The 23,370-nt window shown below is 28.2% G+C and carries 23 protein-coding genes; 6 read left to right on the forward strand and 17 right to left on the reverse strand.

Going from position 1 to position 23,370, the window contains the following annotated elements; all coding sequences use genetic code 11:
• Positions 1-20: 20 nt before the first annotated feature.
• Positions 21-524 (reverse strand): MogA/MoaB family molybdenum cofactor biosynthesis protein, encoded by a 504-nt coding sequence (locus ACTNBA_RS18190; protein ID WP_441075692.1) that lies wholly within the window; start codon positions 522-524, stop codon positions 21-23.
• 370 nt (positions 525-894) lie between these two features.
• On the opposite strand from ACTNBA_RS18190, the gene ACTNBA_RS18195 reads away from it, so the two are divergent.
• The gene (locus ACTNBA_RS18195; RefSeq protein ID WP_441075693.1) at positions 895-1,953 is read left to right on the forward strand and encodes a hypothetical protein; all 1,059 of its coding nucleotides are present in this window, start codon (positions 895-897) and stop codon (positions 1,951-1,953) included.
• A 30-nt stretch (positions 1,954-1,983) separates the two neighbouring features.
• Here ACTNBA_RS18195 and ACTNBA_RS18200 read toward each other — a convergent pair whose 3' ends face one another.
• On the reverse strand, positions 1,984-2,574 hold the full coding sequence (locus ACTNBA_RS18200) for an MgtC/SapB family protein (protein ID WP_441075694.1): 591 nt from the start codon (positions 2,572-2,574) through the stop codon (positions 1,984-1,986).
• 141 nt (positions 2,575-2,715) lie between these two features.
• Between ACTNBA_RS18200 and ACTNBA_RS18205 the strand changes: the two genes are divergently transcribed.
• Positions 2,716-2,970 (forward strand): hypothetical protein, encoded by a 255-nt coding sequence (locus ACTNBA_RS18205; protein WP_346847504.1) that lies wholly within the window; start codon positions 2,716-2,718, stop codon positions 2,968-2,970.
• 68 nt (positions 2,971-3,038) lie between these two features.
• Here ACTNBA_RS18205 and ACTNBA_RS18210 read toward each other — a convergent pair whose 3' ends face one another.
• The 4 genes from ACTNBA_RS18210 to ACTNBA_RS18225 all read right to left on the reverse strand — a co-directional run bounded on the left by ACTNBA_RS18210 (position 3,039) and on the right by ACTNBA_RS18225 (position 6,678).
• Entirely contained in the window at positions 3,039-3,677 is a 639-nt protein-coding gene (locus ACTNBA_RS18210) for an HAD family hydrolase (protein ID WP_441075695.1), read from the reverse strand.
• A gap of 35 nt (positions 3,678-3,712) precedes the next feature.
• Positions 3,713-4,039 (reverse strand): hypothetical protein, encoded by a 327-nt coding sequence (locus tag ACTNBA_RS18215; RefSeq protein ID WP_346847506.1) that lies wholly within the window; start codon positions 4,037-4,039, stop codon positions 3,713-3,715.
• A 144-nt stretch (positions 4,040-4,183) separates the two neighbouring features.
• A complete protein-coding gene (gene metG / locus ACTNBA_RS18220) occupies positions 4,184-5,830 on the reverse strand; it encodes a methionine--tRNA ligase (RefSeq protein WP_441075696.1) in 1,647 nt (548 codons plus the stop codon).
• A gap of 473 nt (positions 5,831-6,303) precedes the next feature.
• Positions 6,304-6,678, reverse strand: a complete 375-nt coding sequence (locus ACTNBA_RS18225) for a DUF454 family protein (RefSeq protein ID WP_150843517.1) — start codon at positions 6,676-6,678, stop codon at positions 6,304-6,306.
• Between the two features lie 657 nt (positions 6,679-7,335).
• Here ACTNBA_RS18225 and ACTNBA_RS18230 point away from each other — a divergent pair.
• From ACTNBA_RS18230 to ACTNBA_RS18240, 3 genes are all read left to right on the forward strand, one after another.
• Positions 7,336-7,962: a GntR family transcriptional regulator gene (locus ACTNBA_RS18230; RefSeq protein WP_441075697.1), complete on the forward strand. Its 627-nt coding sequence runs from the start codon at positions 7,336-7,338 to the stop codon at positions 7,960-7,962.
• A gap of 181 nt (positions 7,963-8,143) precedes the next feature.
• Positions 8,144-9,268, forward strand: a complete 1,125-nt coding sequence (locus tag ACTNBA_RS18235) for an ABC transporter ATP-binding protein (protein WP_441075698.1) — start codon at positions 8,144-8,146, stop codon at positions 9,266-9,268.
• Positions 9,269-9,272: 4 nt separating this feature from the next.
• A complete protein-coding gene (locus tag ACTNBA_RS18240) occupies positions 9,273-10,844 on the forward strand; it encodes an ABC transporter permease/substrate-binding protein (protein WP_441075699.1) in 1,572 nt (523 codons plus the stop codon).
• Between the two features lie 145 nt (positions 10,845-10,989).
• On the opposite strand, the gene ACTNBA_RS18245 is transcribed toward ACTNBA_RS18240, so the two are convergent.
• The 5 genes from ACTNBA_RS18245 to ACTNBA_RS18265 all read right to left on the reverse strand — a co-directional run bounded on the left by ACTNBA_RS18245 (position 10,990) and on the right by ACTNBA_RS18265 (position 16,220).
• Entirely contained in the window at positions 10,990-12,135 is a 1,146-nt protein-coding gene (locus ACTNBA_RS18245; protein WP_441075700.1) for a GH25 family lysozyme, read from the reverse strand.
• 178 nt (positions 12,136-12,313) lie between these two features.
• Complete coding sequence (locus ACTNBA_RS18250) at positions 12,314-13,270, reverse strand: siderophore ABC transporter substrate-binding protein (RefSeq protein ID WP_441075701.1); 957 nt, start codon at positions 13,268-13,270, stop codon at positions 12,314-12,316.
• 291 nt (positions 13,271-13,561) lie between these two features.
• Positions 13,562-14,317 (reverse strand): iron ABC transporter ATP-binding protein, encoded by a 756-nt coding sequence (locus tag ACTNBA_RS18255; protein ID WP_441075702.1) that lies wholly within the window; start codon positions 14,315-14,317, stop codon positions 13,562-13,564.
• Positions 14,318-15,277, reverse strand: coding sequence for an iron chelate uptake ABC transporter family permease subunit (locus ACTNBA_RS18260; protein ID WP_441075703.1), 960 nt, complete (start codon positions 15,275-15,277; stop codon positions 14,318-14,320).
• The gene (locus ACTNBA_RS18265; RefSeq protein ID WP_441075704.1) at positions 15,267-16,220 is read right to left on the reverse strand and encodes an ABC transporter permease; all 954 of its coding nucleotides are present in this window, start codon (positions 16,218-16,220) and stop codon (positions 15,267-15,269) included. The genes ACTNBA_RS18260 and ACTNBA_RS18265 overlap by 11 nt, the downstream gene beginning before the upstream one ends.
• Positions 16,221-16,693: 473 nt before the next feature.
• Between ACTNBA_RS18265 and ACTNBA_RS18270 the strand changes: the two genes are divergently transcribed.
• A complete protein-coding gene (locus tag ACTNBA_RS18270; RefSeq protein WP_035129999.1) occupies positions 16,694-17,620 on the forward strand; it encodes a DMT family transporter in 927 nt (308 codons plus the stop codon).
• 82 nt (positions 17,621-17,702) lie between these two features.
• On the opposite strand, the gene ACTNBA_RS18275 is transcribed toward ACTNBA_RS18270, so the two are convergent.
• From ACTNBA_RS18275 to ACTNBA_RS18300, 6 genes are all read right to left on the reverse strand, one after another.
• The gene (locus ACTNBA_RS18275; protein WP_441075705.1) at positions 17,703-18,254 is read right to left on the reverse strand and encodes a GNAT family N-acetyltransferase; all 552 of its coding nucleotides are present in this window, start codon (positions 18,252-18,254) and stop codon (positions 17,703-17,705) included.
• 214 nt (positions 18,255-18,468) lie between these two features.
• Entirely contained in the window at positions 18,469-18,984 is a 516-nt protein-coding gene (locus tag ACTNBA_RS18280; protein ID WP_441075706.1) for a hypothetical protein, read from the reverse strand.
• A gap of 1 nt (position 18,985) precedes the next feature.
• Positions 18,986-19,387: a DUF4430 domain-containing protein gene (locus tag ACTNBA_RS18285; RefSeq protein WP_167403019.1), complete on the reverse strand. Its 402-nt coding sequence runs from the start codon at positions 19,385-19,387 to the stop codon at positions 18,986-18,988.
• Between the two features lie 405 nt (positions 19,388-19,792).
• Positions 19,793-21,364 carry a putative ABC exporter domain-containing protein gene (locus ACTNBA_RS18290; protein WP_441075707.1) on the reverse strand — a complete coding sequence of 524 codons (1,572 nt, stop codon included), beginning with the start codon at positions 21,362-21,364 and terminating at the stop codon, positions 19,793-19,795.
• On the reverse strand, positions 21,364-22,071 hold the full coding sequence (locus ACTNBA_RS18295; RefSeq protein WP_346869881.1) for an ABC transporter ATP-binding protein: 708 nt from the start codon (positions 22,069-22,071) through the stop codon (positions 21,364-21,366). The genes ACTNBA_RS18290 and ACTNBA_RS18295 overlap by 1 nt, the downstream gene beginning before the upstream one ends.
• 240 nt (positions 22,072-22,311) lie before the next feature.
• Positions 22,312-23,292, reverse strand: coding sequence for a sodium:calcium antiporter (locus ACTNBA_RS18300; protein WP_441075708.1), 981 nt, complete (start codon positions 23,290-23,292; stop codon positions 22,312-22,314).
• Positions 23,293-23,370: the final 78 nt, after the last annotated feature.

Genomic DNA, 23,370 nt, shown 5'->3' on the forward strand with positions numbered 1-23,370 from the left:
TACTCCTCCCTTTATACTCCCTATAAATCAACTTCACTCCTAGCACATTCTGAAGTTTCTCCAGATAAAATCTTTAGTCCATGATCTAAATATGGTAAAATAAACTCTATATTTTCTTTAGCACCTCTAGGACTTCCTGGTAGATTTATAATTAAAGAATTCTTTCTAATACCTGCAATTCCCCTAGACAGCATAGCTCTTGGTGTAATTTCCATAGACTTCATTCTCATAAATTCTCCAATACCAGGTACATACTTTTCTATAACTTGTAAAGTTGCTTCTGGAGTTACATCCCTCTTTGAAAATCCAGTTCCTCCATTAGTAATTACCAAGGGTATATTTAATTCATCACATATATATATAAGTTCTTTTTTTATATCTACAACTTCATCAGGTATAATTTTATAATAATGGACTATATATTTATTTTTTTCTAAATACTCCCTTAACACTTGCCCTGTCTTATCTATACGCTGTCCTTCAGAACCTTTATCACTTATAGTTAAAATTGCAGTTTTTTTCATACTATAACCTCCATAAAGTTATTGTTAATTCAAATATTTAGATAAATATAATTTTTATATTAAACGCAAAATTATATCCTGACTATCTCCTCAGTTTTTATTAATATCAATTATATCATATTTATTATATTTTTTGTAAATATATTCATTTTTTTCAAATTATACATTAAAAAATAATTAGTTTACCGACTTTTATTTTCTATAACATACCCTTTAATACATAAATCTAATTGTAAATTTTATATGTTATTACATTTATTTCTTGATATAAACCTTCTACAAATGTAGAATATAATTATATACTACATTTGCAGAAGTGATAATAATGGTTAATACTTTTTCAACCAATTTTAATGGAGGTGTAGATAACATGAAAAAAAGATTTAAAAATATTTTTGATATGAAGAACAAACTTAATGGTATCTCCTTGTTATGTATTATACTTTTCTTTAGTATCGTTATATTTTCCCTAATTGCTTGCGAAAGAGTAAATCCTTCTCCTGATAAAGCCGTTGCTGAATCTTTTATAGAAAATTACTATAATATTTCAGACTATACTTTAACAGATCAACTTTCCAAGCTTTTTGAAAGCTCTCTTGAAGGACGTGCTCCTTCTAATGGGGATACAGGTATTGTTACACTTTCTCCTGAAGATGAAACTAAAATTAGAGAAGCTTGTTTAAAAAATATAGGTGATTCTATTACTTCTCAATTAGGTGATGAACTTATTTTAAATAGATTTCCCTTATCTTATATAAAAATGGCTAAGGACTATGAATACACCACTACCATATCTAACATTATTCTTGATAAAATCTCTAGTGATAATGATACCGAAGCTTACTACAAATATAATGCTGATATTAATATAATATATAATGATGGATATAAGGAAAAGCAAACTCTAGAAGGAAAAATTAAGCTAATAAATAAAAATAAAAAATGGCTTGTTTCTATTTTTACTCCACTGACAGAAATATTACCAAATAGAAAATATTATAATCCACAAAATTTAGATTCTCATTCACTGCAAACTAATGATTCTACATCTATAAACTATGATATTAGCTCCGCTGAAGAATTTTGTAATTTATATATGAATGCTATGATAAACAAAGAATATTCCTTCATTTACAATTACACAGTTAATTCTTCTAATAGTACTACTTTAGAAGAAGGTCAAAAAATATGGAATGAAATAGATATTGACTATGTAAAAATACGTAATGCTGAAGTAAGAAATAATAAAGCTTATTACGAACTAGAAATAAACGTCAAAGAACCAGGAAATTCTTCCTTCGATAAAGGTGTAACCGTCAGGTGGCTATATATATTTTATAGTAACAAAAGTAATACTTGGGTTGCAGAGGGACTTATGTCTGATGGTAAACCAGATGAAAGCTGGTGGAATACTATTTATGGTGGTTAATACTGATATTATAAAGCCAATAAGTAGAGACTACTCTCTACTTATTGGCTCATTTACTTTCTCGTATAAAGTTATAACATCCTCACTATTTTTTCCTTCAGTAATATTATAATCTTCATCAACCCCATCTTCCTTTTCTTTTTTCCTAAACCCTATTCTCCATTTTGTATCTTTCTGTATAACTTTATCAGCTTTTTTAAATAGGCTTAGAATTATAAATATGATTAAGGCTGCTGTTATGGATAGTGCATAAAGTCCTCTTCCTACTGCTAAACCTAAGCATGCAACAATCCAAAGAGTTGCAGCAGTAGTTAATCCCCTTACAGAACCCTTATCCCTTAAAATAGTACCAGCTCCTAAAAATCCAACACCACTTATAACCTGAGCTCCTAATCTAGCTATATCGACTTTTATAACTTCAGAATACATAGGATTTTGAGCAATAATCATCATTTTTTGTATATCATACTCTGTTATTAAAGAAATAATTGTAGCTCCTAAGCATACTAATATATGAGTTCTAAACCCTGCTGGGCTATTTTTAAATTCCCTTTCATATCCAACAAGTCCCCCTACTATAACGCCTACTATAAGCCTTTCTAACACTACTATATAATCCATAATTCCCTCCCCATCATAGTATAATTACTTATATTATATTCATAGGTTTAATATTGTTTAAAAAAATGTTATAATTACTTTACAACTTAAAGGCAAGGAGGATTTTAGATAATACTTTAAACTTATCTAAATAACAGTTATATGAAAAGAAAAGAAAATTTAATTCGTATAATTACCGGAATAATCTGTGGATTATCTGTATTATCTCTAATAGTTACCATCGTCTCATCTATTTCTATGCTTTTAGGATTTGACGTAAATATTCAATCAAAATTATTAACTTTAATAAGCACATCTGATATTATATCTACTGAAATATCATCTTTACTCATACTTATTTGTATGTCCATTGGAGTTATTGTTTGCTTAAATATAAATAAAAATTCAACTAATTAGAATAATAATATTAAAAACTAATCCCAATGAAAAAATTATATATTTTCATTGGGATTATATATTTTTTATTATCTAAAATACATGTCTACTAGTTCTGGAAACTTATCTATTTTATAATCATAATCTTCCACATTCCCAAATCCATAAGATGCATACACAAAAGGTATTCCTGCTAACCTAGCTGCATTTCTATCCCCTTGTGTATCCCCAACATACATAGGATTCTTTAAATTATTTCTATTAATTATGAGTTTTATATTTTCACTCTTTGTAAGTCCCGTTCTTCCTGGATGTTCAAAATCTATAAAATATTCTTTCATGTTATGAGCATGAAAAAAAGCTTCTATATAACCGTGGTGACAGTTACTAACTATAAATAGCTTATATTTTTGTGAAAGCTTCTTTAAGGTTTCTTCTAGTCCTTGAAAAAGGATTCCTCCATGAAGCGGTAAATATTCATTTTCTTTCTTACAACAATAATTCATAAATTCAATTGCTCGATCCTCTTGTAAATTTGGAAGAAGAGCCTTTACTATATCTATAACTGGTACCCCTACTACTGATTTTAATTTTTCCTTTGTAATTATTGCATCAATATCATTAAAATCCTTTATAGCTTCATTCCATATTTCTACAATAGCATCTAATGAATCCCACATAGTTCCATCTAAATCAAATATAATGCTATCTACTGCCTCTAATATCATAAACTCACTCCTAAATATCTTATTTTCATTAGTAATTATTCATAATTAGGCTCCAAATAAACTATTTTTTTGCCATGTTCCTTCGCATATTTAATTTCACTTCTGGTGCTAGAGCCTATATACCCATTCTTATTTATAACAAAAATTTCATCTGCCATATCAATTTTTCTTTTATGAATATCATCAAGCATGATTTTAATTTCATCTGTAATTATAGTTCCAAATTCACCATCTGCGTGGCCGAATAATCCTACTGATATTACAATTATCCCCTGAAGAGTTAACTCCTTTTGAACTTTTATAAAATCCTCTTTAAACTTTGTACTTCCGCATAAAGTTACTACTTTATATTTACCCACCATTTTATACTCACTTCCCAACTCTTAAATGTAAAACTATAGCAAATTATAAGTTACTATTCTTACAAAAGAAGTTATCAAAAATTTTAATAATACACTAACATATAAATTATATCATAATATTCTAAAATATTTTGCTAATGGATATTAAGTAGATTTAATATCTTTGCCATGTAGTTCTAATTTACTTAATTCTTCATCAATAATGCTCTTATCTAGTCTTTCAAATAAAACATGAAAATTACTTATATTTACTCCTGAATTTAATTGAATCTCTTTCCACCTATTTTCTTCACAATAAAACCAACTTTTAATCTTTTCTGAGGACTCTGGCAAAAATGGATTTAGAAGATTTGCTAGGTTTATAATAGCATATAAACAATTATATATAGTATTTTCACACTGTTTACTATCTTGTTTTATGGTAATCCACGGCATTTCTTCATCAAAATATTTATTTATACTTCGTATAAATGTAAATATTCTTTCTATGGCAGATTTTAAATTCCCTTCTTCTATATTTTCACCAATATTTTTATATAATTCTTCTATAGTACTTTTAATTGACTCTTCAACTTTTCCTTTTGGTACCTTGCTATTAAAATTCTTCTTAGCAAATACCAAAGTTCTATTAACTAGGTTTCCGTAAGCTCCCAATAATTCACCATTATTTTTATTTATGAACTCCCTCCAAGTAAAATCAGTATCTCTTCTTTCAGGTCCATTTGAAATAAAGAAATATCTTATTAAGTCACTATTATATCTATCTACTATATCTGGTACCCAAATTGCCCAGTTATTACTTGTTGATATTTTCTTTCCTTCTAAAGTCACATATTCACTAGAAATAACCTTATCTGGATTTCTTTCTGGTCCTGTTCCTCTTAATAATGCTGGAAGTATGATTGTATGAAATGGTATATTATCTTTCCCATGAATATAATATGAAATACTGCTACTATTCCAATAATCACTACAATTTTTATTATTTTCTTTTCCCCACTTCTCACTTACAGTTAAATATCCTAATACTGCATCAATCCATACATATACTTTCTTATCTTCAAATCCTTTAATTGGTATATCTATTCCTATATCTAAATCCCTAGAAATAGCTCTATCTTTCAAACCTTCATTTAAGTATCTTTCTGTACTATTTACTGCATTTATTCTCCAGTTTTTTCTAGACCTTTCTAAATGCTTTCTAAGTCCTTTTTCAAAAGTAGATAATGCAAAGTATAATTGTTTAGTGGATTTTACTACTGGCTTACTACCACATAATTTACACTGTCTATCCTTTAACTCTAAAGGATCTAGAAGCGTTGAACAATTTTCACATTGATCACCTCTTGCAATACTATTGCAATGCGGACATACTCCCTCTACATATCTATCAGGTAAAAATTGTTTGCACTCCTCACAATAAACTTGACTTACTTTTTTTTCATATATTAAGCCTTTTTCATATAGACTTATAATTATCCTTCTTACTTCTTCTTTATGCTGACTATCATCAGTTCTTGAATAACAATCATAGCTGAAATTTAACTTATCAAAACAATACTTAAATTCCTCATGATATCTATTAGCTATAACTTCTGAAAATACACCCTCTTTTTTTGCTCTAATAGAAATAGGTGTTCCGTGACAATCACTTCCTGAAATATATAATACATCATCCCCTTTTGCTCTATAATATCTAGCTATAACATCTCCAGGCAATAATGCTGCAATATGTCCTATGTGCAACGAACCATTGGCATATGGCCATGCTCCTCCAATTAAAATATTCATTCTACGCTCCTCCTCTTATACTATTTAATTTTTCACTTCTCCAAATTATAAATTTGGAGTAAAACTAAAAAACTCCCGCTCCTAAGAAATTAATCTTAGGAACGAGAGTTAAAACTTCGTGTTACCATCCTACTTCATTTACATTTCACAATATAAATCTCTTCAAGTACGCTATAATTAAAATTTCTTACATGAAATTTATTCCACGACTAGTACATAGATAAAATTTCTCATAAAAATCCTGTTTATAGTTATACTCTATCACTATTACGGGTGAACCCGTTGCAGCCTTAATATTAAATCTCGGTGCACTGCTCCAAGGCCATTTTCTCTTTAATATCCTTTGCTTCTTCTCACCAATGAAAGCTCTCTGTATAAGTATTCTTAAAGTTACTTTCCTTTTCTTTGCATTTAGCTATTATACTTATAATTATATATATATTTACCAACTTGTCAATTGAAGTTTAAAACTATTAATTATTAATAGTTTTTATTACAAATAAAAAATAGTAATATTTAATTATTATCATCAAAATAATAATGCATTTTATAACTAAACTATCTAAAATTATAAGTGGGAATGCCATCATAAAATCAGCAAATAACAATATAGTCATCTTTTGTTTTAAAGTCATTGCTTTTTCCTTTACAAAACTATCTAGGTGTTTTTTATATATCTTTGTGTTCTTGAACCAAATATCAAATCTCTCAGACCCTTTTACAAAGAAAAAAGAGGCTAACAGCAAAAATGGTGTTGTAGGGAGTATAGGTAATATAATCCCTATGGCTCCAAGTGTAAAACATATCAACCCTACAGATACGCATATAAACTTTTTACACTTATTCATAGTAACTCCCTTCCTAAATCCTTATAGAGATAATCATTTCAATATGTATACATTATAATAACCAACAATTAATTTCAATATATTTTATCAATTATTTTTTTCTATTTTAATAATTTAAATCTTTATCTTTAATAAACAAGATAAAAACAGAAAAAGCCTACCATCTATATGGTAGACTTTTTCTGTCTGTGTCTTGTTTAATGTCTAGTTCTTTTAAAATTATAGGGAAATTTTAAATGAAACTAATTATATATATTAAATTGTTAATATATAGCATAAAAAATTTGTTCTATAATGTTATTATAATACAAAATACTAAAATTTCAAAATATATTTTTCTACAAAATTTTAATTTTTTTTTAATTCTAGTCTTTTATTCCAATATATTAGGATATACTCTATATAATATCATCTCTAAAAATATTTAAATTAATTTTAACATATTCTTTAAGATGTTATTACTTTTAAAAGTAGCTTATTTCCTACAAACTGTAAACGTTTATAGGTGGTATTAATTAAAGTATATCACTATTATATTCTATGTCAATTCATTACAATAAAGTGGAATACTAATTTTATTTGTACTAATATATACTAATTTAAAATTAAATATGATATATTTAACTTTGTTATTAATATAGTTATAGGAGAATTATTATGGAAAATAAATTTAAAATAACAAGCCCTAGATATCAACAAATAGCAGCCGATGTTGCGGCCAAAATTGTTGATGGTCATTATAAAGTTGGTGATAAGATTTATGCAAGATCTTCTCTTGCAAGTCAATATGGTGTCTCATCCGAAACTGCAAGACGTGCTATTTGTGTATTATCAGACTTAAATATTGTAGATACTTCAAAAGGTAGTGGAGTTACTATAAAGTCCTACGAAAATGCTATAAAATTCGTTAAACAACATGATGATATTAATACTATAAGTAATCTAAAGCAAGATATTATTGATAGTGTTGACAGACAAAAAAAAGAAATAAAATTTTTATATGGATGTCTTTCTGATTTAATAGATAAAACTGATAGATTACGCTCTGTAAATCCATTTACACCATTTCAAGTAGAAATAACATCTGCTACACCTTATATTAATAAATCTGCATCTGATATAAACTTTTGGCATAATACTTCAGCAACAATAATAGCAATCAGAAGAAACGACTCTTTACTTATATCACCAGGACCATACGCAGTTTTTCAAGAAAATGATATATTTTATTTTGTTGGAGATGAAAATTGCATTGAGCGTGTAAAAAAATATTTATATCCCTAATTTAAATTGTATGTAATAAACTTAATATAAATTAATTAAACTATCAGAAAATAATTTATTAATCTTTGCTAGTATATGAACTAAGATTAATATATTTTTGCGATAGTTTATTTTTTTGAATTTGACAAAGTAACAACTTGCATTTATAATTAGGTTGTTACTTTACAAAGGAGGATTTACATTGATAAAATTCGAGAATATTTCAAAAAAATTTAAAAATACTACTGTTCTTTCTGATGTCTCTTTTGAGATTGAAAAAGGTAAATTAGTAGCTATTATAGGTGAAAGTGGTTGTGGAAAGACAACTACACTAAAAATGATAAATGGTCTCATAACACCAACTTCTGGTAAAATCTATATTAACAATGAAGATATTAGCACTAAAAATGTAATAGATCTTAGAAGAAATATGGGTTATGTTATTCAGCAAACAGGTTTATTTCCTCATATGACCATAAGAGAAAATATTGAACTAATACCAAAAGTTCAAAATAAAAATCCTGAAGACATTACACAACAAACATATAATTTAATGGATATGGTTGGTCTTGATTGTGATAAATTTCTTAATCGATACCCTGTAGAACTAAGTGGAGGGCAACAACAAAGAGTAGGTGTCGCAAGAGCCTTTGCCACTAATCCAGATATAATATTAATGGACGAGCCATTTTCAGCTCTTGATCCAATTACACGTTCAAGCTTGCAAGATGAACTTGTGAATTTACAATCAAAACTAAAGAAAACTATTATATTTGTAACCCACGATATGGATGAAGCTATAAAAATATCAGATAAGATGTGCATAATGGATAAAGGCAAAATTATTCAATACGATACACCTGAAAATATATTAAAAAACCCTGTCAATGATTTTGTCTCACAATTTGTTGGTAAAAAAAGAATCTGGACCTCTCCTGACTTTATTAAAGCTGAAGATATTATGATAGAAAATCCTATAACTTGTTCTAAGGATCTATCAATATTTAAATGTATAGAAAAGATGCGTTCATACAAAGTTGATAGCTTAATGGTTGTTGATAATAAATCAAAAAAACTGCAAGGAATAGTAAAAGCAAAACAAATGCGATCAATTGATGATAAATCAATTCAAGTCAGTTCTATTCTTAACAATAATTATATTTATGTTTCTCCAAATGATACTATAATTGATATTTTAAAAATTGTAAATGAGAATAATATTTCAACAGTTCCTGTTTTAAATGATAGTAGCAGTCTTATTGGATTGATTACTGAAAGTAGTCTTGTTACAACGCTTAGTCAACAATATATAGAAGAGGAGGCGTAGTAATATGAATATTTTAGAATACATTTTACAAAATAAAACACAAATTATATCATTATTGATTGAGCATATCAGACTTACTGCAATTTCAGTTGGCCTAGCAATTTTAATAGGTGTTCCCCTAGGAATTCTAATTTCCTATGTCAAGAAGTTAAATAAACCAATTCTTGGAGCAGCAAATATTATTCAAGCTATCCCTAGTATGGCTTTATTAGGATTTTCCATACCATTTTTAGGTATAGGAACTCTCCCTGCAGTTACAACAGTAATTCTATATTCCCTGTTGCCTATAATCAAAAATACTTATACTGGGATTTCTAATATTAACCCACAGACAATTGAAGCCGCAAAAGGAATAGGATTGACAAAATTTCAAATTCTAACAAAAATTCAAATTCCATTAGCTCTCCCTGTTATAATGGCTGGAGTTCGAATTTCTTCTGTTACCGCTGTTGGCTTAATGACCATTGCTGCCTTTATAGGTGCAGGTGGATTAGGTTACCTTGTATTCTCAGGAATAAGAACTGTGAATAATAATCAAATACTAGCTGGTGCAATCCCAGCCTGTATACTAGCTTTAGCTGTAGATTTTCTAGCTAGTATTGTTGAAAAATTAACAACTCCAATCAGTTTACAAAAGGTTAAGTCTAATACAAAAAAAGATTTCATGAAAACTCGTAAAATGCAAAAAGGAATATTAGCAATCTCAAGTATTTTTGTTATTCTAATATTTATATTTTCTGCAATTACTAACGTTAATACTAACTCAAAAGTAATTACTGTAGGGAGTAAAGATTTTAGTGAACAAATGATATTAGGCCATATGGTTTCAGATTTAATTGAAGAAAATACAGATATTTCAGTAAATCGTAAAATAAATCTTGGTGGTACTCAAGTGTGCTTTTCTGCTTTAAAATCTGATGACATAGATTTATATATTGAATATAGTGGGACAGCTTATGGAGATACCTTAGGTAACCCTCCTATAAGTGATATGGAAAAAGTATATGATACTGTAAAAAATGATTTCAAAGAAAAATATGATATTGAAGTTTTAAAACAAATGAACTTTAATAATACTTATACTCTAGCTATTGAACAAGAAACAGCTGAAAAGTATAATTTAGAAAGCATCAGTGATCTCTCGCTCATTGCTAGTAATCTAAAGTCTGGAACTACCTTAGAATTCTTAAATAGGGATGATGGTCTTCCTGGATTGAGTAAAAAATACAATTTTTCATTCAAAGATTCCATAGGCCTTGATGGTTCTCCTCGATATACTGCTTTAATCAGCAAAGAGGTAGATGTGGTAGATGCCTTTGCAACAGACGGATTGTTAAAGAAATTTAAACTAAAGACATTAAAAGATGATAAGAACTTTTTCCCACCCTATTATGCCATGCCTATAGTTAGAGGGGAAACTCTTAAAAAGTATCCAGAAATAATTCCTCTATTGGAACAATTATCAACTATCCTTAATGATGACATCATGATGGAACTTAATTATAAAGTTGACGAACTACAGATGGAACCTGATGATGTATCACGAGAATTTTTAGAAAAACAAGGTCTAATATAAATATAATAACTTTTTATTACAATAATTAAGTTATAGATTAGATTTTAAATACAAGAGATAAAAAATACCCTGTATGGTAACACAGCCTCTTTTCTGTGTATACCTTACAGGGTACAGTTTATCTATTTTTCTCATTAAGGTTATTTTACTTTATTTTTAGTACTTGTCCTGGGTATATTAAATTTGGATTTGATATATTATTAAGCTTAACTAGAGTTAAAGTAGTAGTGCCAAATCGCTGCGCTATCCCACTTAAAGTATCCCCTGATTTTACAGTATAATATGGTGAACTACTAATATTACCTTTTGATGAAGAACTATCTGATGGCAATATTATTTTTTGTCCTGGATAAATTAAGTTTGGATTTGATATATTATTAGTACTAGCTAGAACTTTAGTTGTAGTTCCATATTTTTGTGCTATACCGCTCAAAGTATCTCCTGATTTTACAATATAATAGGATGAAATACTGGTATTACCTCCTGTTGAAGAACTATCTGATGGCAATATTATTTTCTGTCCTATATATATTAAATTAGGATTCGATATACCATTAATAGATGCCAATATTTGATAGGTTGTACTATATTTTTGTGCTATTCTTCTTAAAGTATCCCCTGATTGTACTATATAATATTTATCATTTTTATTATTTTCATTTGTTCTTGGACTTTCTGGTACACTTTGTCCATTTAATAATATTCCCTCATTGAACTCATTTAGGTCACAATTTCCACTTACACCTGGGACTTGTCCAGTACTTGAAAATTGAAAACCAACCCATTGATTCCATATTGGATTACTAGCAGGCCTGCTTACCCCATATTCCGCAATCCATAAAGGATATATTCCTAACCTACTATCTAAACTAGTTCTTGCAAAATTAGTATAGGTATAAACTACGATACCTTTACTAGTTAGTTTCTTAACCTCTTCTAAAAATATTATTGCTGCGCTTGTTAAAGATGTCTTATTTAAGCCATTAGTCTGTTCTATATCTATAGCTAGTCTACAATCAAATTCTCTATTCCCAATGGTATTTACAAAATGCCTAGCTTGAGCTTTAGGATCTATTCCTCCTAGAAAGAAGTGATAAAATCCAATCTTCAAACCCTTCTCTTTAGCATTTTCATAGGATGAAGAAAAATAATTATTAACATAGCTTATACCTTCTGTTGCTTTAATATAAACTATTTCTATCCCACTGTCTTTTACCTTTTTAAAATTTACATTTCCTTGCCAACTACTTATATCAATCCCCTTATAATTACTACTATTTCTACTTTCCATAGAAACACCTCCTCTCTATATAAATATGTTCTTAATTAATTTATTCTACTCTCAAATATAATTTTTATGTTATATAACTAACTTTAATATGATGAGAGTATTATAACAACTAAACACACTATGAAAATAGCTATTTGACTTTTAAAATGTCAAATAGCTATTTTTATTTTATTAATTATTATTTTGTTATTCCTTCCATATCCTCTATAATTAAATCTGCTGCTTGAAGCCCAGCTCCACCCACATACCAAGCTTGAGCATTTAAATAAACTATATTTCCATTTTTATATGTGTCTGTAGTTTTTACTAATTCATTCTCTATTACTTCTTTAGCTGCTGAATAATCTTCTGATCCACTTGTTCCTGCTGACTTATCAACTACAAAAAGATAGTTTGGATTTTTAGCTAACAAGTACTCATAAGTTATATTTTGACCATGCTTTGATACTTCTATATTCTCATCTGTTGGAACAAAGCCGAACTTTTCAAATATAATTGAAAATCTTGATCCTGTTCCGTATACACTCATAGAACCATCTGTAATTATAGTAGCTAACGCATTAAAACCTTGCTCTTTTACTTTTTTGCCTACTTCTTCAACTCTTTTATTAAGTTCTTTTAATTTAGATGTTGCTGCATCTTCTTTCCCAAATATTTGTCCTATTATGTTTACATTTGACTCTAATGACTCTAAATACTTTGTAGTATCTGTTCCTAATTGTATTGTTGGAGCTATAGCAGAAAGTTCCTCATAATAATCAGCTTGTCTACCTTCAATTATTATTAAATTCGGTTTGATCTCATTGATTACTTCTAGACTAAATTCTTTTAATCCACCTAAATCTGTATATTTTTCTTCCTTATATTCTGAAAGATAAGTTGGCAGATTTTTCTTTGGTAATCCCACTAATCCTTTTATATCTAATGAATCCATAATATCTAAAGATGCATAGTCTAATACTACTACTTTTTCTGGATTCTTAGGTACCTCAGTTTCTCCAGCAGTATGAATTATTTTTATAGTTTCACCTTTTTCCCCTTCATTATCTTTGTTACCAAGTTTTGTAGCTGCAAACACACCAATTAAAGCAACTATTGCAACTCCTACTATTATATTAATTTTTTTCTTGTTCATTTATTTCACCTATTCCTTTCAATTATATCCAATTACTATTTTCCTTATATGTTAATATTTATTTATAATAACTTTCTTTAATTTTAAATTTAAAAAGAAATTATACTTTATTGTTATGCAACTCATAGATTTCTTTTTCTCGCTTTGCTCGTAAGGATACTACTTGTCACCTCCTCATTTGAAATGAAACTCCTCTTCGTTACACTCAAATGAGTAAGTTCCCATGATTAAATCATAGATTTAAATGGTCACTTAAGTTCGACCAGCCAAATCATAGATTTGGGGTCTCACTTAGAAATATACGCAGATGTTGTTTCCGTTTATATTCTTTATGTGAAAATCTATTTCATATACGTCTTCTAAAACATCTTTTGATATTATGGCATCAGTTATATCATCTTTAACTATCTTTCCATCTTTAAGAATAACTATTTTATCTGAGTAAACTGATGCAAAGTTTATGTCGTGCATAACTATCACTACAGTTTTTCCAAAATCATCCACTAGTCCTCTTAATACTTTCATCATCTGTACTGAATGTTTCATATCTAAGTTATTTAATGGTTCATCTAATAGTACATACTCTGTATTTTGAGCTATTACCATAGCAATATATGCTCTTTGCCTTTGTCCACCGCTAAGCTCATCTAAATATCTATCCTCAATATCCTTAAGTTGCATATATTCTATGGCTTCATCTACATACTTTGTGTCTTCCTTTGTCAGTCTACCTTCGCAGTGAGGGTAACGTCCAAAGCTAACTATTTCCTTTATAGTTAATCTTACATTTATATTGTTAGATTGTTTAAGTATAGCTATTTTTTTAGCTAGTTCCTTAGTGTCCCATTTTTCTAACTCCCTACCATCTATAATAACTTCGCCTTCATCTTTCTTCATAATACGAGATATCATTGATAGTAAAGTACTCTTTCCTGCTCCATTAGGTCCTATGAAAGAAGTAATCTTACCTTTTTCTATGTTTAAAGATACATTGTCTACTACTGGATTATCTCCATACTTTTTAACTATACCTCTAACTTCTATCATTTATTTTCCCTCCTTCATTAAAAGATATATAAAGTAAATTCCACCAATAAAATTAATTATTATACTTACTGTACTTCCAAAGTTTAATATTCTTTCCACTATGAACTGTCCAGCTATTAAAGCAATTATACTTATCAATATACTTCCTGTTATTTGATAACTATGTTTATATGTATTAAGAAACTGGTAAGATAGATTAACCACCAATAATCCAAGGAAGGTTATTTGTCCAACTAAAGCTGTAGATATTGATACTAATACTGCTACAACTATTAATATTTTTTTAGAAAATCTATCAAAATCTATTCCTAAGTTTATAGCTTGATCTCTTCCCAAAAGCATAACATCTAATTTTTTTACATCATCATAAAATAATACAAAAATGATTAGTAAGGCTATTACTGATATTAACAATATATCCGTATTAACATTAGCAAAGCTAGCAAACATTTTACTTTGTAATGTTTCAAATTCATTTGGATCAATTATTACTTGCATAAAAGATGTCATACTTTTAAACAAGGTTCCCAATACTGTTCCCACCAATAGCAGAAAGAATATATTACTATTTCCATCTTTCTTAAATAATATTTTATAAAGAACTAAAGTTCCAACTAACATTATGGTAACTGAAACCATAAAATTCACATTTCTGTTTATCATAAATATACTTGATGCTCCGAATAAAAACACGGATATGGTTTGTACAAACATATATAAGGAATCAAGTCCAAGTATGCTTGGCGTTAGGATTCTATTATTTGTTACTGTCTGAAATATCATAGAAGAAAAGGCTATTGCCCTTCCAGTAATTGCTATAGCTATAACCTTAGGTATTCTCTTTGATAGGTTATAAACCCAGTTTCTACCATTTAATCCTTCAAACAAAAATAAGCCAATAACAAATAATGCAATTATTCCAAGTATATATAACTTCTTTTTATCTATATTATCCTTCATTTCTATTCCTCCTAAATATCAGGTAAAGGAATATAATACTTCCTGTAACTCCTACAGTAAGACTTATAGGTACTTCATAGGGATGAATTACAAGTCTACCTATAATGTCACATGCTAGTACAAATATTGCCCCAAACAAAGCTGTATCCCAAATATTCTTACTAAGATTGTCCCCTTTAAATATAGATACTATATTAGGAACTATTAATCCTATAAAAGGTATATTCCCAACAGTTATTACTACTAAAGCTGAAATCAATGCAACAATTATAACTCCAATATTGGCAACCTTATTATAGTTAATCCCTAAATTTGATGAGATATCCTCTCCCATTCCTATAATAGTAAATTTATTAGCATACAAAAGTGCTAATATTAATAATGGTATAGTCAAATAGAGTAGCTCATAATTTCCCTTTATAATCATGGAAAAATCTCCTTGGAGAAAAGTTCCCATACTTTGAATTAAATTGTTTTTATAAGCAAAGAAATCTGTCATAGACCCTATAACATTTCCTACCATTATTCCCACTAGAGGTATGAATACAACATTTTTCATTTTTATGGTTTTAAGTATTTTCATAAATACAAAGGTTCCCAAAAGGGCAAATATAAATGCTGTTATCATCTTTTGCATCAAAGTTGCTGATGAAAATAGTAGCATAGAAACTAGTACTCCAAGCTTTGCTGAGTCTACGGTAGCTGCTGTACTTGGAGAAACAAATTTGTTATTACTAATTTGCTGCATTATAACTCCACCAACGCTCATTCCTACTCCAGCTACCACTATACTAATAAGCCGCGGCAATCTAGTTAAAATTATTATATTCATCTTACCGTGATTCCATTGCATTATATCTGTAATACTTATATTTTGAACCCCTATAAATATTGAAGACATACACAGTATTATGAATAAAGGAATTAAATATTTCTTTTTCATATTTCCTCCAAAACTTTATTACGTATCCTAAATATCTTTATGTATTAAATTATGTGATATTCTTAAACACTTATATATACTTGATGTAACAATAAAACTACATTATTAATTGAAATATAATTTTAATTGATAATACTTATCACCACTTCATAATAACTTAATTGATAATCATTTTCAACTTCTTAAAGTTTAAATACACTTGATTAAATTACTCAAAATTCTCCGTTCTCCATTTTTCTGTATTTTCCTTATATATTTGTATTGAACTTTTATATTGAAATTTCATTTTTAAATTTTAGATAAGATGAATTTTATTGTTAAAAACAACAAATAATAATGCTCATTTACATTGGTTGCATATAATAGTAAAATTCTAATTGAGATAATTAGATATTTAAAACTATATTCACAATAAACATAAGTTAATTTGTAATTATTTAAGTTTTAAATGTACAGAGGGGATTATTTAAATTATGAGTAAAAAAGATGTTTTTCAAAAAAGTGGTGTGATTTTATTATTAGCTTTACTATGTACCTTACTATGGGGAAGTGCCTATCCATCTATAAAGATTGGCTACTCTTTATTTTCTATAGGCGAAAATGATATTTTTAGTAAACTTCTCTTTGCAGGCAATCGATTTGCTTTAGCAGGTCTTCTAGTAATTTTATTAACTTGGATAATTCAAAAGAAATTTCCTATTCCTAAAAAAGATGCCTTAAGTCATATTGCACTACTTGGGTTTATTCAAACTACTTTAGAATATTTATTTTTCTACATAGGACTTTCTCATACTACCGGTGTTAAGGGGTCCATATTAAACGGTACTGCAACTTTTATGGCTGTAATTCTTGCTCATTTTATATATTCAGATGATAAATTAAATTTCCAAAAAGTTTTAGGATGTATTGTTGGATTTATGGGAGTAGTTATAATTAACTTAGGTGGTAAAGTTGGAAGTGGTTTTACCTTTACTGGTGAAGGATTTATTATTCTTGCTGCTGCTTCCTTTGCAATTGGATCTCTTATAAGTAAAGAAGCAGCTAAGAGAGAAGATAGCATGATAGTCACAGGATGGCAACTACTCTTTGGCGGGGCTTTACTTATAATTGTAGGCGCACTTGGAGGTGCACGAACCTCTATACCTTCTACTGAAGCTATGCTATTACTTTTATATCTCTCCCTTCTTTCTTCAGTTGCTTTTACAATATGGACTATCTTATTAAAACATAATAATGTTGGTAAAATTTCTATATACAATTTTTTAACACCTGTGTTTGGTGTTTTTCTTTCTGCTATATTTTTAAAAGAATCTATTTGGCATTGGAAAAATCTGTTGGCACTTGTATTTGTATGTGTTGGAATATATATAGTAAATAAACCTAAAGTTAAAAATAGTTAACTAAAATTAATAGACTCTACGAACTAATTATTCATAGAGTCTATATTTTAAATCTATTCAATCTATAATTATTATACTTTACCTATAAATATTTATTTTTATATTCATCACAATACTCCATTTTAGTTATGGAGTAGCATAGATCATCATATATTCTTCCATCATAAGTTTCGCTAGCCATTCTTAATGTTCCATCATATTTAAATCCGCACTTTTCTATAACCCTTTTAGATTTATGATTTCCGTGATAATGATAACAAGATACTACTTCACATTTTATTTCTTCGAACAAATATTTTATTACCCTATTTACTGCTTCAGTCATAATTCCTTTTCCCCAATATTCTTCTGAAAGTACATATCCTATCATTCTTGCCTTTAATAAATTTCTTTTCACATCTCTATGATTACCAATTGAACCAATTACCCTATTATTTTTCTTATATACAATTGCCCATACCTCATCATTCTTTATAAATGACTGAAGTATACCTTTAGATATTTCTTTATTCTTATGGGGTTTCCATCCTGCCATAGGACCAACATTAGGATTTTTAGAATACTCATAAAAATCATCCAAATCCGATATTTTCCAACTTCTCAAAATCAATCTTTCTGTTTCTAGCAACTTCATATTCCACCTCTTAACTTTTACAATTTATTCCTTAACCTTTTAGTTTCTATTTTATATAAATTATATGTTATGGCAATGACACTATATGATAAATATAACATAAATGCATTTTAATTACTTCATTTATTGGCTTAATTCTCCAATCCAATCCTAAAAAATAAAAAAGAACTTTGAAATTTCAAAGTTCTTTTTATATTTTTAAACCTATCTATCTTCAAAATTTAGTGCCTAAATTATATTTTGCTACTAAATTCTTCAATAAATTATATACCCTTTTTCCAAGCATTAACATAATAAAATAATTACCTACCATATGAATTAAATCATAGGGTATTCCATTTATCCAATAAGTTAAAGCAAAGGTTGTAGATACTGTAAAGATATATGGTATTGAATACAGTGCTCCAAACAACATTCCAAACACACCGGATATTATACTCCAACCTAAAAAATTTTCTTTAATTATTTTTCTAAATAACAGCACTACTAGTACTAGCATAGGCCAAACAATCCAGTATCCAAACCACCAAGTTCCCATTCCACTAACAAGACCTAGCAAAAAGTTAAATACCACTACAACTACCAATGCTCTTCTGCCTAATACTAAAGTATATATTACCAGTAAAAAGGATACTGGTTCTATATTAGGTATTCCACTCATCATAACTTGTAACACAAGCATTAGAGCTCCAAGTAATGCCAATATTATCAAATCTTTAGTTTTATACATATTACCAACCTATTGTAAGTATAAGTTCTATCTTATCACCATCTTTTATAGCAGTATCATCTATACCAGTTTGAGAATTTTCTCCATTTATTTTTAGATTCCACCACTCTTGCTTGTTAGCATCTGCATTTAGTCCATCTACTCCAGTTATAAATCTAGTAGCTTGAGATGTATCAGCTACAATTATCTTCATTTCATCTAGTGCTTTTCCTAGAGTTTCTGCATTGGTTTTATGTGTATAAGTTTTTTCATGCTTATCCTTTTCACTTATAACAGTAACTTCTATAGTTTTATCTCCTTCAACTTTTTGTTTTGCATTAAAGTTTTTGTAGATAAAAAATCCACCAATTGCAATAATTATAACTATTAAAGAAATTATTATTGACTTCATATTTTTTTTCATAGCTTCTCCTCCTAATAAATAAAATAACTCTCTTTCATTAGAGAAAGAGAGATTTTCATGACTACTATTAGCCTTATCTCTATGTAAAAACTCCATTTCCATGCTATCATATATGTTTTATAAAATCAATGTATTCTGATTCAAATCCTATTATGCATATAAAATATTTAATATGCATAATAGGATTTGATATTTTATAATTGCTTTATATTCTTAAAACTTTTCATAAATATACATGTATCATTTAAATAAGTACTGTATTATTCTATTCAAATTACATGATTATTATGATAGAAACTTTATTATAATTATACTTTCATACTTTTCAAAAATAGTTTTTAACAGAAATCTAACATTTATCATATCTTATATACACCTGAATAAATTGAACAATTATAAATTTGCTTATACTAAATTCTGTTCTATATTATTTAATATATTCTTACATAGCCATATAATTATAAACGATATGAACATATTCCATACAAATGTAATTATTATTGAAATTGTTCCTACATCAAAGATAATTGCTACAATTACAGAACCTATAATTCCTGGTAGTGCAATTATTATCAATGCAAGTATTGTTAAAAACATTAATAAGCCTTTCCCTGTAACTTGTTTGAATATTTTTTGAGACAACACATCTCCTGCTATAAATAACATTCCAAATCCCAATCTTGCTATTATGCATACTAATATTTCTATAGGTGAAGAACCTAATATGATTCCTGCAATAACAAATATTATAATTCCATCTATAAAACACTTTATTAAGTTTTCAGAAACTATATACATCAATTTTTTAAGTGGACTTTCAGGAATTAAATATACGTAATGCATTTTTAGTTCTCTAACCCAGCGCCCTGCAAAAGTCATAAATAATTGAATATATGTGGCCATAGCAAAGGTAGCTATTATACTTCCTATGTCCTTCATTGTTAATGTAAATATGATCACAACTACTATTTGAACTAAAGTAGTATTGTCTAAAAAGAATTTTCCTGCTCTCCTATTTTCTAACATATGCTTAAAAAAGAATACAGAAGCTCCTCTTCCTTTATTTATTCCAACATTTTTTAATTTTATCTTCTTAGTATCTTTAACTTCTACTATTCGGCCTTCTTTTGCATCTTCCACGCGTTTATGCATAGTTTCTGTAGCTTGAAGTACGTCTTCATAATATTCATTTTTACTTTTCATAAGAATAACTATAGTTAATACTATGCCTATAATTGTTGCTAAAATGTACATTAACGCATTAGAGGTTTCGCCTATCAAAACACCATAAATTACTCCTTTTATCCACCCTACAAAAGGAATAAATTCTAGATAACTTACATTTATCCCATTAACTATAGCTCCTATACCTCTTCCACCTTGTTTTATATTAAATAGAATAGAAATTATTAAAGGTAATACTAGGAGATAAATTAAAATCTTTACTGCTTTCTTTTTACCTTCATCTCCGCTAGTAATTGAATAAATAGCCATAGATATGATACTACTTATGAAAACTAACATAAAATATCCTAAGAATATTACTATTACACCTAGCGGATTTACTCCATACCTCTGTTTAAGTACACCAGCTTGAAAGAGTATAAAGATGGATATAAATAAAGATGTACCTAACTGTCTTATAAGTCCATATATAAGTACTTTTTTAGATGATATAGGAGAAACAAAGAGCAAGTTTACATCAGACATTTTAAAAAATGTAGCTCCTGATGATAATCCTTGGATGATTTGAGTTGTAAATAAAAACATAAATAGTGCATATATTATTGCTCCTAGCTCCGCCATTGGACTTAAGCTATTTACATCAACATTATTAGAAGTTTTAGCTGAGGTTATAAAAACGAAAACCATTAAAGCTATCAAAATTATATATCCTATTAATTTACCAGGATGATTCTTTAAATCCTTTATTCGATTTTTTAAGGTTGTTCTCCATAGATAAATTATTCCTTTCACTACTGATCACCCTTTCCTTCAGTGATATGAAAGAATAATTCTTCTAATCCTTCATTAGATTTTTCAGCATCTTCTTTTACCCTTGTTGCCGCAATTTTTCCATTCATCATGATATGTGCTACATCCCAGAACTCTTTCACACTATCAATCATATGAGTACTTATTATCATTGCTGCACCTTGATTTTTTAATTCCATTATTAATTCTTTTAATGCTTTAATTCCATGGGGATCAAGACCTACTAAAGGTTCATCAAAAATTATAACCTTAGGTTTTGGAAGTAATGCACAACAAATACTTACCTTCTGCTGCATTCCTTTAGAAAGTTCTTTCCCAAACTTTTGTTTTTTGTCATCTAGTTCAAATATCCTTAACAGTTTTTCAGCATATTCTCTCCAGTCAGTAAGATTATAACCTCTTGCAATAAATTCTAAATGCTCTTCCACTGTTAACATATCATATAGTACAGGTACTTCTGGTATATATCCAATTATTCTTTTAGCTTCTATGGATTTATTATCAAAACCTTCTATGGATATATTTCCTTGAAATCTTAATAGTCCGCATATACATTTAATAATAGTAGATTTCCCAGCACCATTAGGCCCTAAAAGTACTGCTATCTCTCCATCGCCCACTTGAAAACTTATATTATCATTAGCAACAAATTTTCCATATTTCTTCGTGACATTATTTATAACTAACATCAAAATCACCATCCCTTAAAGTTTAACTAAATACTAGATTTTTTACCAAATATAGTTATACACATTTGCACTTGAGTTTAATTACCAATATTAACATTTTATACAATAACTATTATAATTACAAGTATAGATGATAAAATGTTAACAATTCATTCTAATACAACTAATAAAGTGGCTTTGTTGAAAATGTCAATAATAAAATAATAGGTTTTAAAAGCAGAGCTTCTAAAACCTATTATTTTATATTGATATTGTTAAATATGTTACATAACTAGCCACTATTGCCATACTCGCTAATACATAAGGTAACGAACTTGATACCTTATGTATCTCCTTTGCTTGTTCTTTTTTTATCTTTAACATACCATAAGCAACTACAGTACATATAAATCCAAATATTATTAATAAGTATCCTTGGTTTGATGGTTGATAAATAGATCCTTTTATATATAGTATATCAGCTAAAAACAATATGCAAAAATTAAATAAATTACTTCCTACAATGTTTCCAATCATAGCATTAAAATTACCTTTTTTAGCTAAAGATATAGAAGATGTTAATTCTGGAAGAGAAGTTGCAACTCCAAGGAACAATGCCCCCGCCAAGGTAACCCCTAGGTTTAACTCCTTTGCAATCATATCTGTTACTATAGTAATACCTATACTAAACACAATTAATCCTATACTTAATAGTGTAAACCTCACATATATTTGCTTTACTGTAAGATTGCAATTACTTTCTCCACTATCTTCTGCAGATTCATCCCCAGACATAGCCTTAACACCAAAGATATATAATAGCATAATTGCTATAGAGAATATGCTTACACTAAAAAATGAAAATTCTCTTCCAATATAATTAGCAATAAACACTATTACATAAATCACCATTAAAAGTTTCAGTGTATTCCTATGGCTTGATGTTACTACAGAGCTTTTGAATCTCTTAACTCCTACTAAAACTAATACTGCTAAAATAGTTAAGTTAAACACATTACTACCAAGAATATTACCTGAAACTAATTGTACCTCATTCAAAAATATAGTAGATGAAATACTTGTAAATAACTCTGGAAGTGAAGTTACTGCTGCTAACATAACACCTCCAATAAAAGCTCCTGATAAATTTGTTTTTTTATCAAGCTCGTCTACATAATAAGACAATTTAATTGAAAAACCAATTACAAATGCAGCAAAAATTCCATATAAAGCGTATATCATTTTCATTCCTCCTATGTATTTTATCAAAATAAAAGAGACTTATATTCTAATATCAGAATATAAGTCTCGTCTTTTAAG

The sequence above is a fragment of the Clostridium sulfidigenes genome (genome assembly GCF_052067195.1).
In the GTDB taxonomy this organism is placed as follows: domain Bacteria; phylum Bacillota; class Clostridia; order Clostridiales; family Clostridiaceae; genus Clostridium_J; species Clostridium_J sulfidigenes.

What these genes read in the sequence shown, in the direction of transcription:
- ACTNBA_RS18270 (WP_035129999.1), top strand. Translation starts at nt 16,694, where the DNA reads ATGAGTAAAAAAGATGTTTTTCAAAAAAGTGGTGTGATTTTATTATTA.
- ACTNBA_RS18300 (WP_441075708.1), bottom strand. Translation starts at nt 23,292, where the DNA reads ATGATATACGCTTTATATGGAATTTTTGCTGCATTTGTAATTGGTTTT.
- ACTNBA_RS18190 (WP_441075692.1), bottom strand. Translation starts at nt 524, where the DNA reads ATGAAAAAAACTGCAATTTTAACTATAAGTGATAAAGGTTCTGAAGGA.
- ACTNBA_RS18285 (WP_167403019.1), bottom strand. Translation starts at nt 19,387, where the DNA reads ATGAAAAAAAATATGAAGTCAATAATAATTTCTTTAATAGTTATAATT.
- ACTNBA_RS18230 (WP_441075697.1), top strand. Translation starts at nt 7,336, where the DNA reads ATGGAAAATAAATTTAAAATAACAAGCCCTAGATATCAACAAATAGCA.
- ACTNBA_RS18210 (WP_441075695.1), bottom strand. Translation starts at nt 3,677, where the DNA reads ATGATATTAGAGGCAGTAGATAGCATTATATTTGATTTAGATGGAACT.
- ACTNBA_RS18275 (WP_441075705.1), bottom strand. Translation starts at nt 18,254, where the DNA reads ATGAAGTTGCTAGAAACAGAAAGATTGATTTTGAGAAGTTGGAAAATA.
- ACTNBA_RS18205 (WP_346847504.1), top strand. Translation starts at nt 2,716, where the DNA reads ATGAAAAGAAAAGAAAATTTAATTCGTATAATTACCGGAATAATCTGT.
- ACTNBA_RS18245 (WP_441075700.1), bottom strand. Translation starts at nt 12,135, where the DNA reads ATGGAAAGTAGAAATAGTAGTAATTATAAGGGGATTGATATAAGTAGT.
- ACTNBA_RS18225 (WP_150843517.1), bottom strand. Translation starts at nt 6,678, where the DNA reads ATGAATAAGTGTAAAAAGTTTATATGCGTATCTGTAGGGTTGATATGT.
- ACTNBA_RS18295 (WP_346869881.1), bottom strand. Translation starts at nt 22,071, where the DNA reads ATGTTAGTTATAAATAATGTCACGAAGAAATATGGAAAATTTGTTGCT.
- ACTNBA_RS18195 (WP_441075693.1), top strand. Translation starts at nt 895, where the DNA reads ATGAAAAAAAGATTTAAAAATATTTTTGATATGAAGAACAAACTTAAT.
- ACTNBA_RS18265 (WP_441075704.1), bottom strand. Translation starts at nt 16,220, where the DNA reads ATGAAAAAGAAATATTTAATTCCTTTATTCATAATACTGTGTATGTCT.
- ACTNBA_RS18255 (WP_441075702.1), bottom strand. Translation starts at nt 14,317, where the DNA reads ATGATAGAAGTTAGAGGTATAGTTAAAAAGTATGGAGATAATCCAGTA.
- ACTNBA_RS18250 (WP_441075701.1), bottom strand. Translation starts at nt 13,270, where the DNA reads ATGAACAAGAAAAAAATTAATATAATAGTAGGAGTTGCAATAGTTGCT.
- ACTNBA_RS18200 (WP_441075694.1), bottom strand. Translation starts at nt 2,574, where the DNA reads ATGGATTATATAGTAGTGTTAGAAAGGCTTATAGTAGGCGTTATAGTA.
- ACTNBA_RS18260 (WP_441075703.1), bottom strand. Translation starts at nt 15,277, where the DNA reads ATGAAGGATAATATAGATAAAAAGAAGTTATATATACTTGGAATAATT.
- ACTNBA_RS18240 (WP_441075699.1), top strand. Translation starts at nt 9,273, where the DNA reads ATGAATATTTTAGAATACATTTTACAAAATAAAACACAAATTATATCA.
- metG (WP_441075696.1), bottom strand. Translation starts at nt 5,830, where the DNA reads ATGAATATTTTAATTGGAGGAGCATGGCCATATGCCAATGGTTCGTTG.
- ACTNBA_RS18215 (WP_346847506.1), bottom strand. Translation starts at nt 4,039, where the DNA reads ATGGTGGGTAAATATAAAGTAGTAACTTTATGCGGAAGTACAAAGTTT.
- ACTNBA_RS18280 (WP_441075706.1), bottom strand. Translation starts at nt 18,984, where the DNA reads ATGTATAAAACTAAAGATTTGATAATATTGGCATTACTTGGAGCTCTA.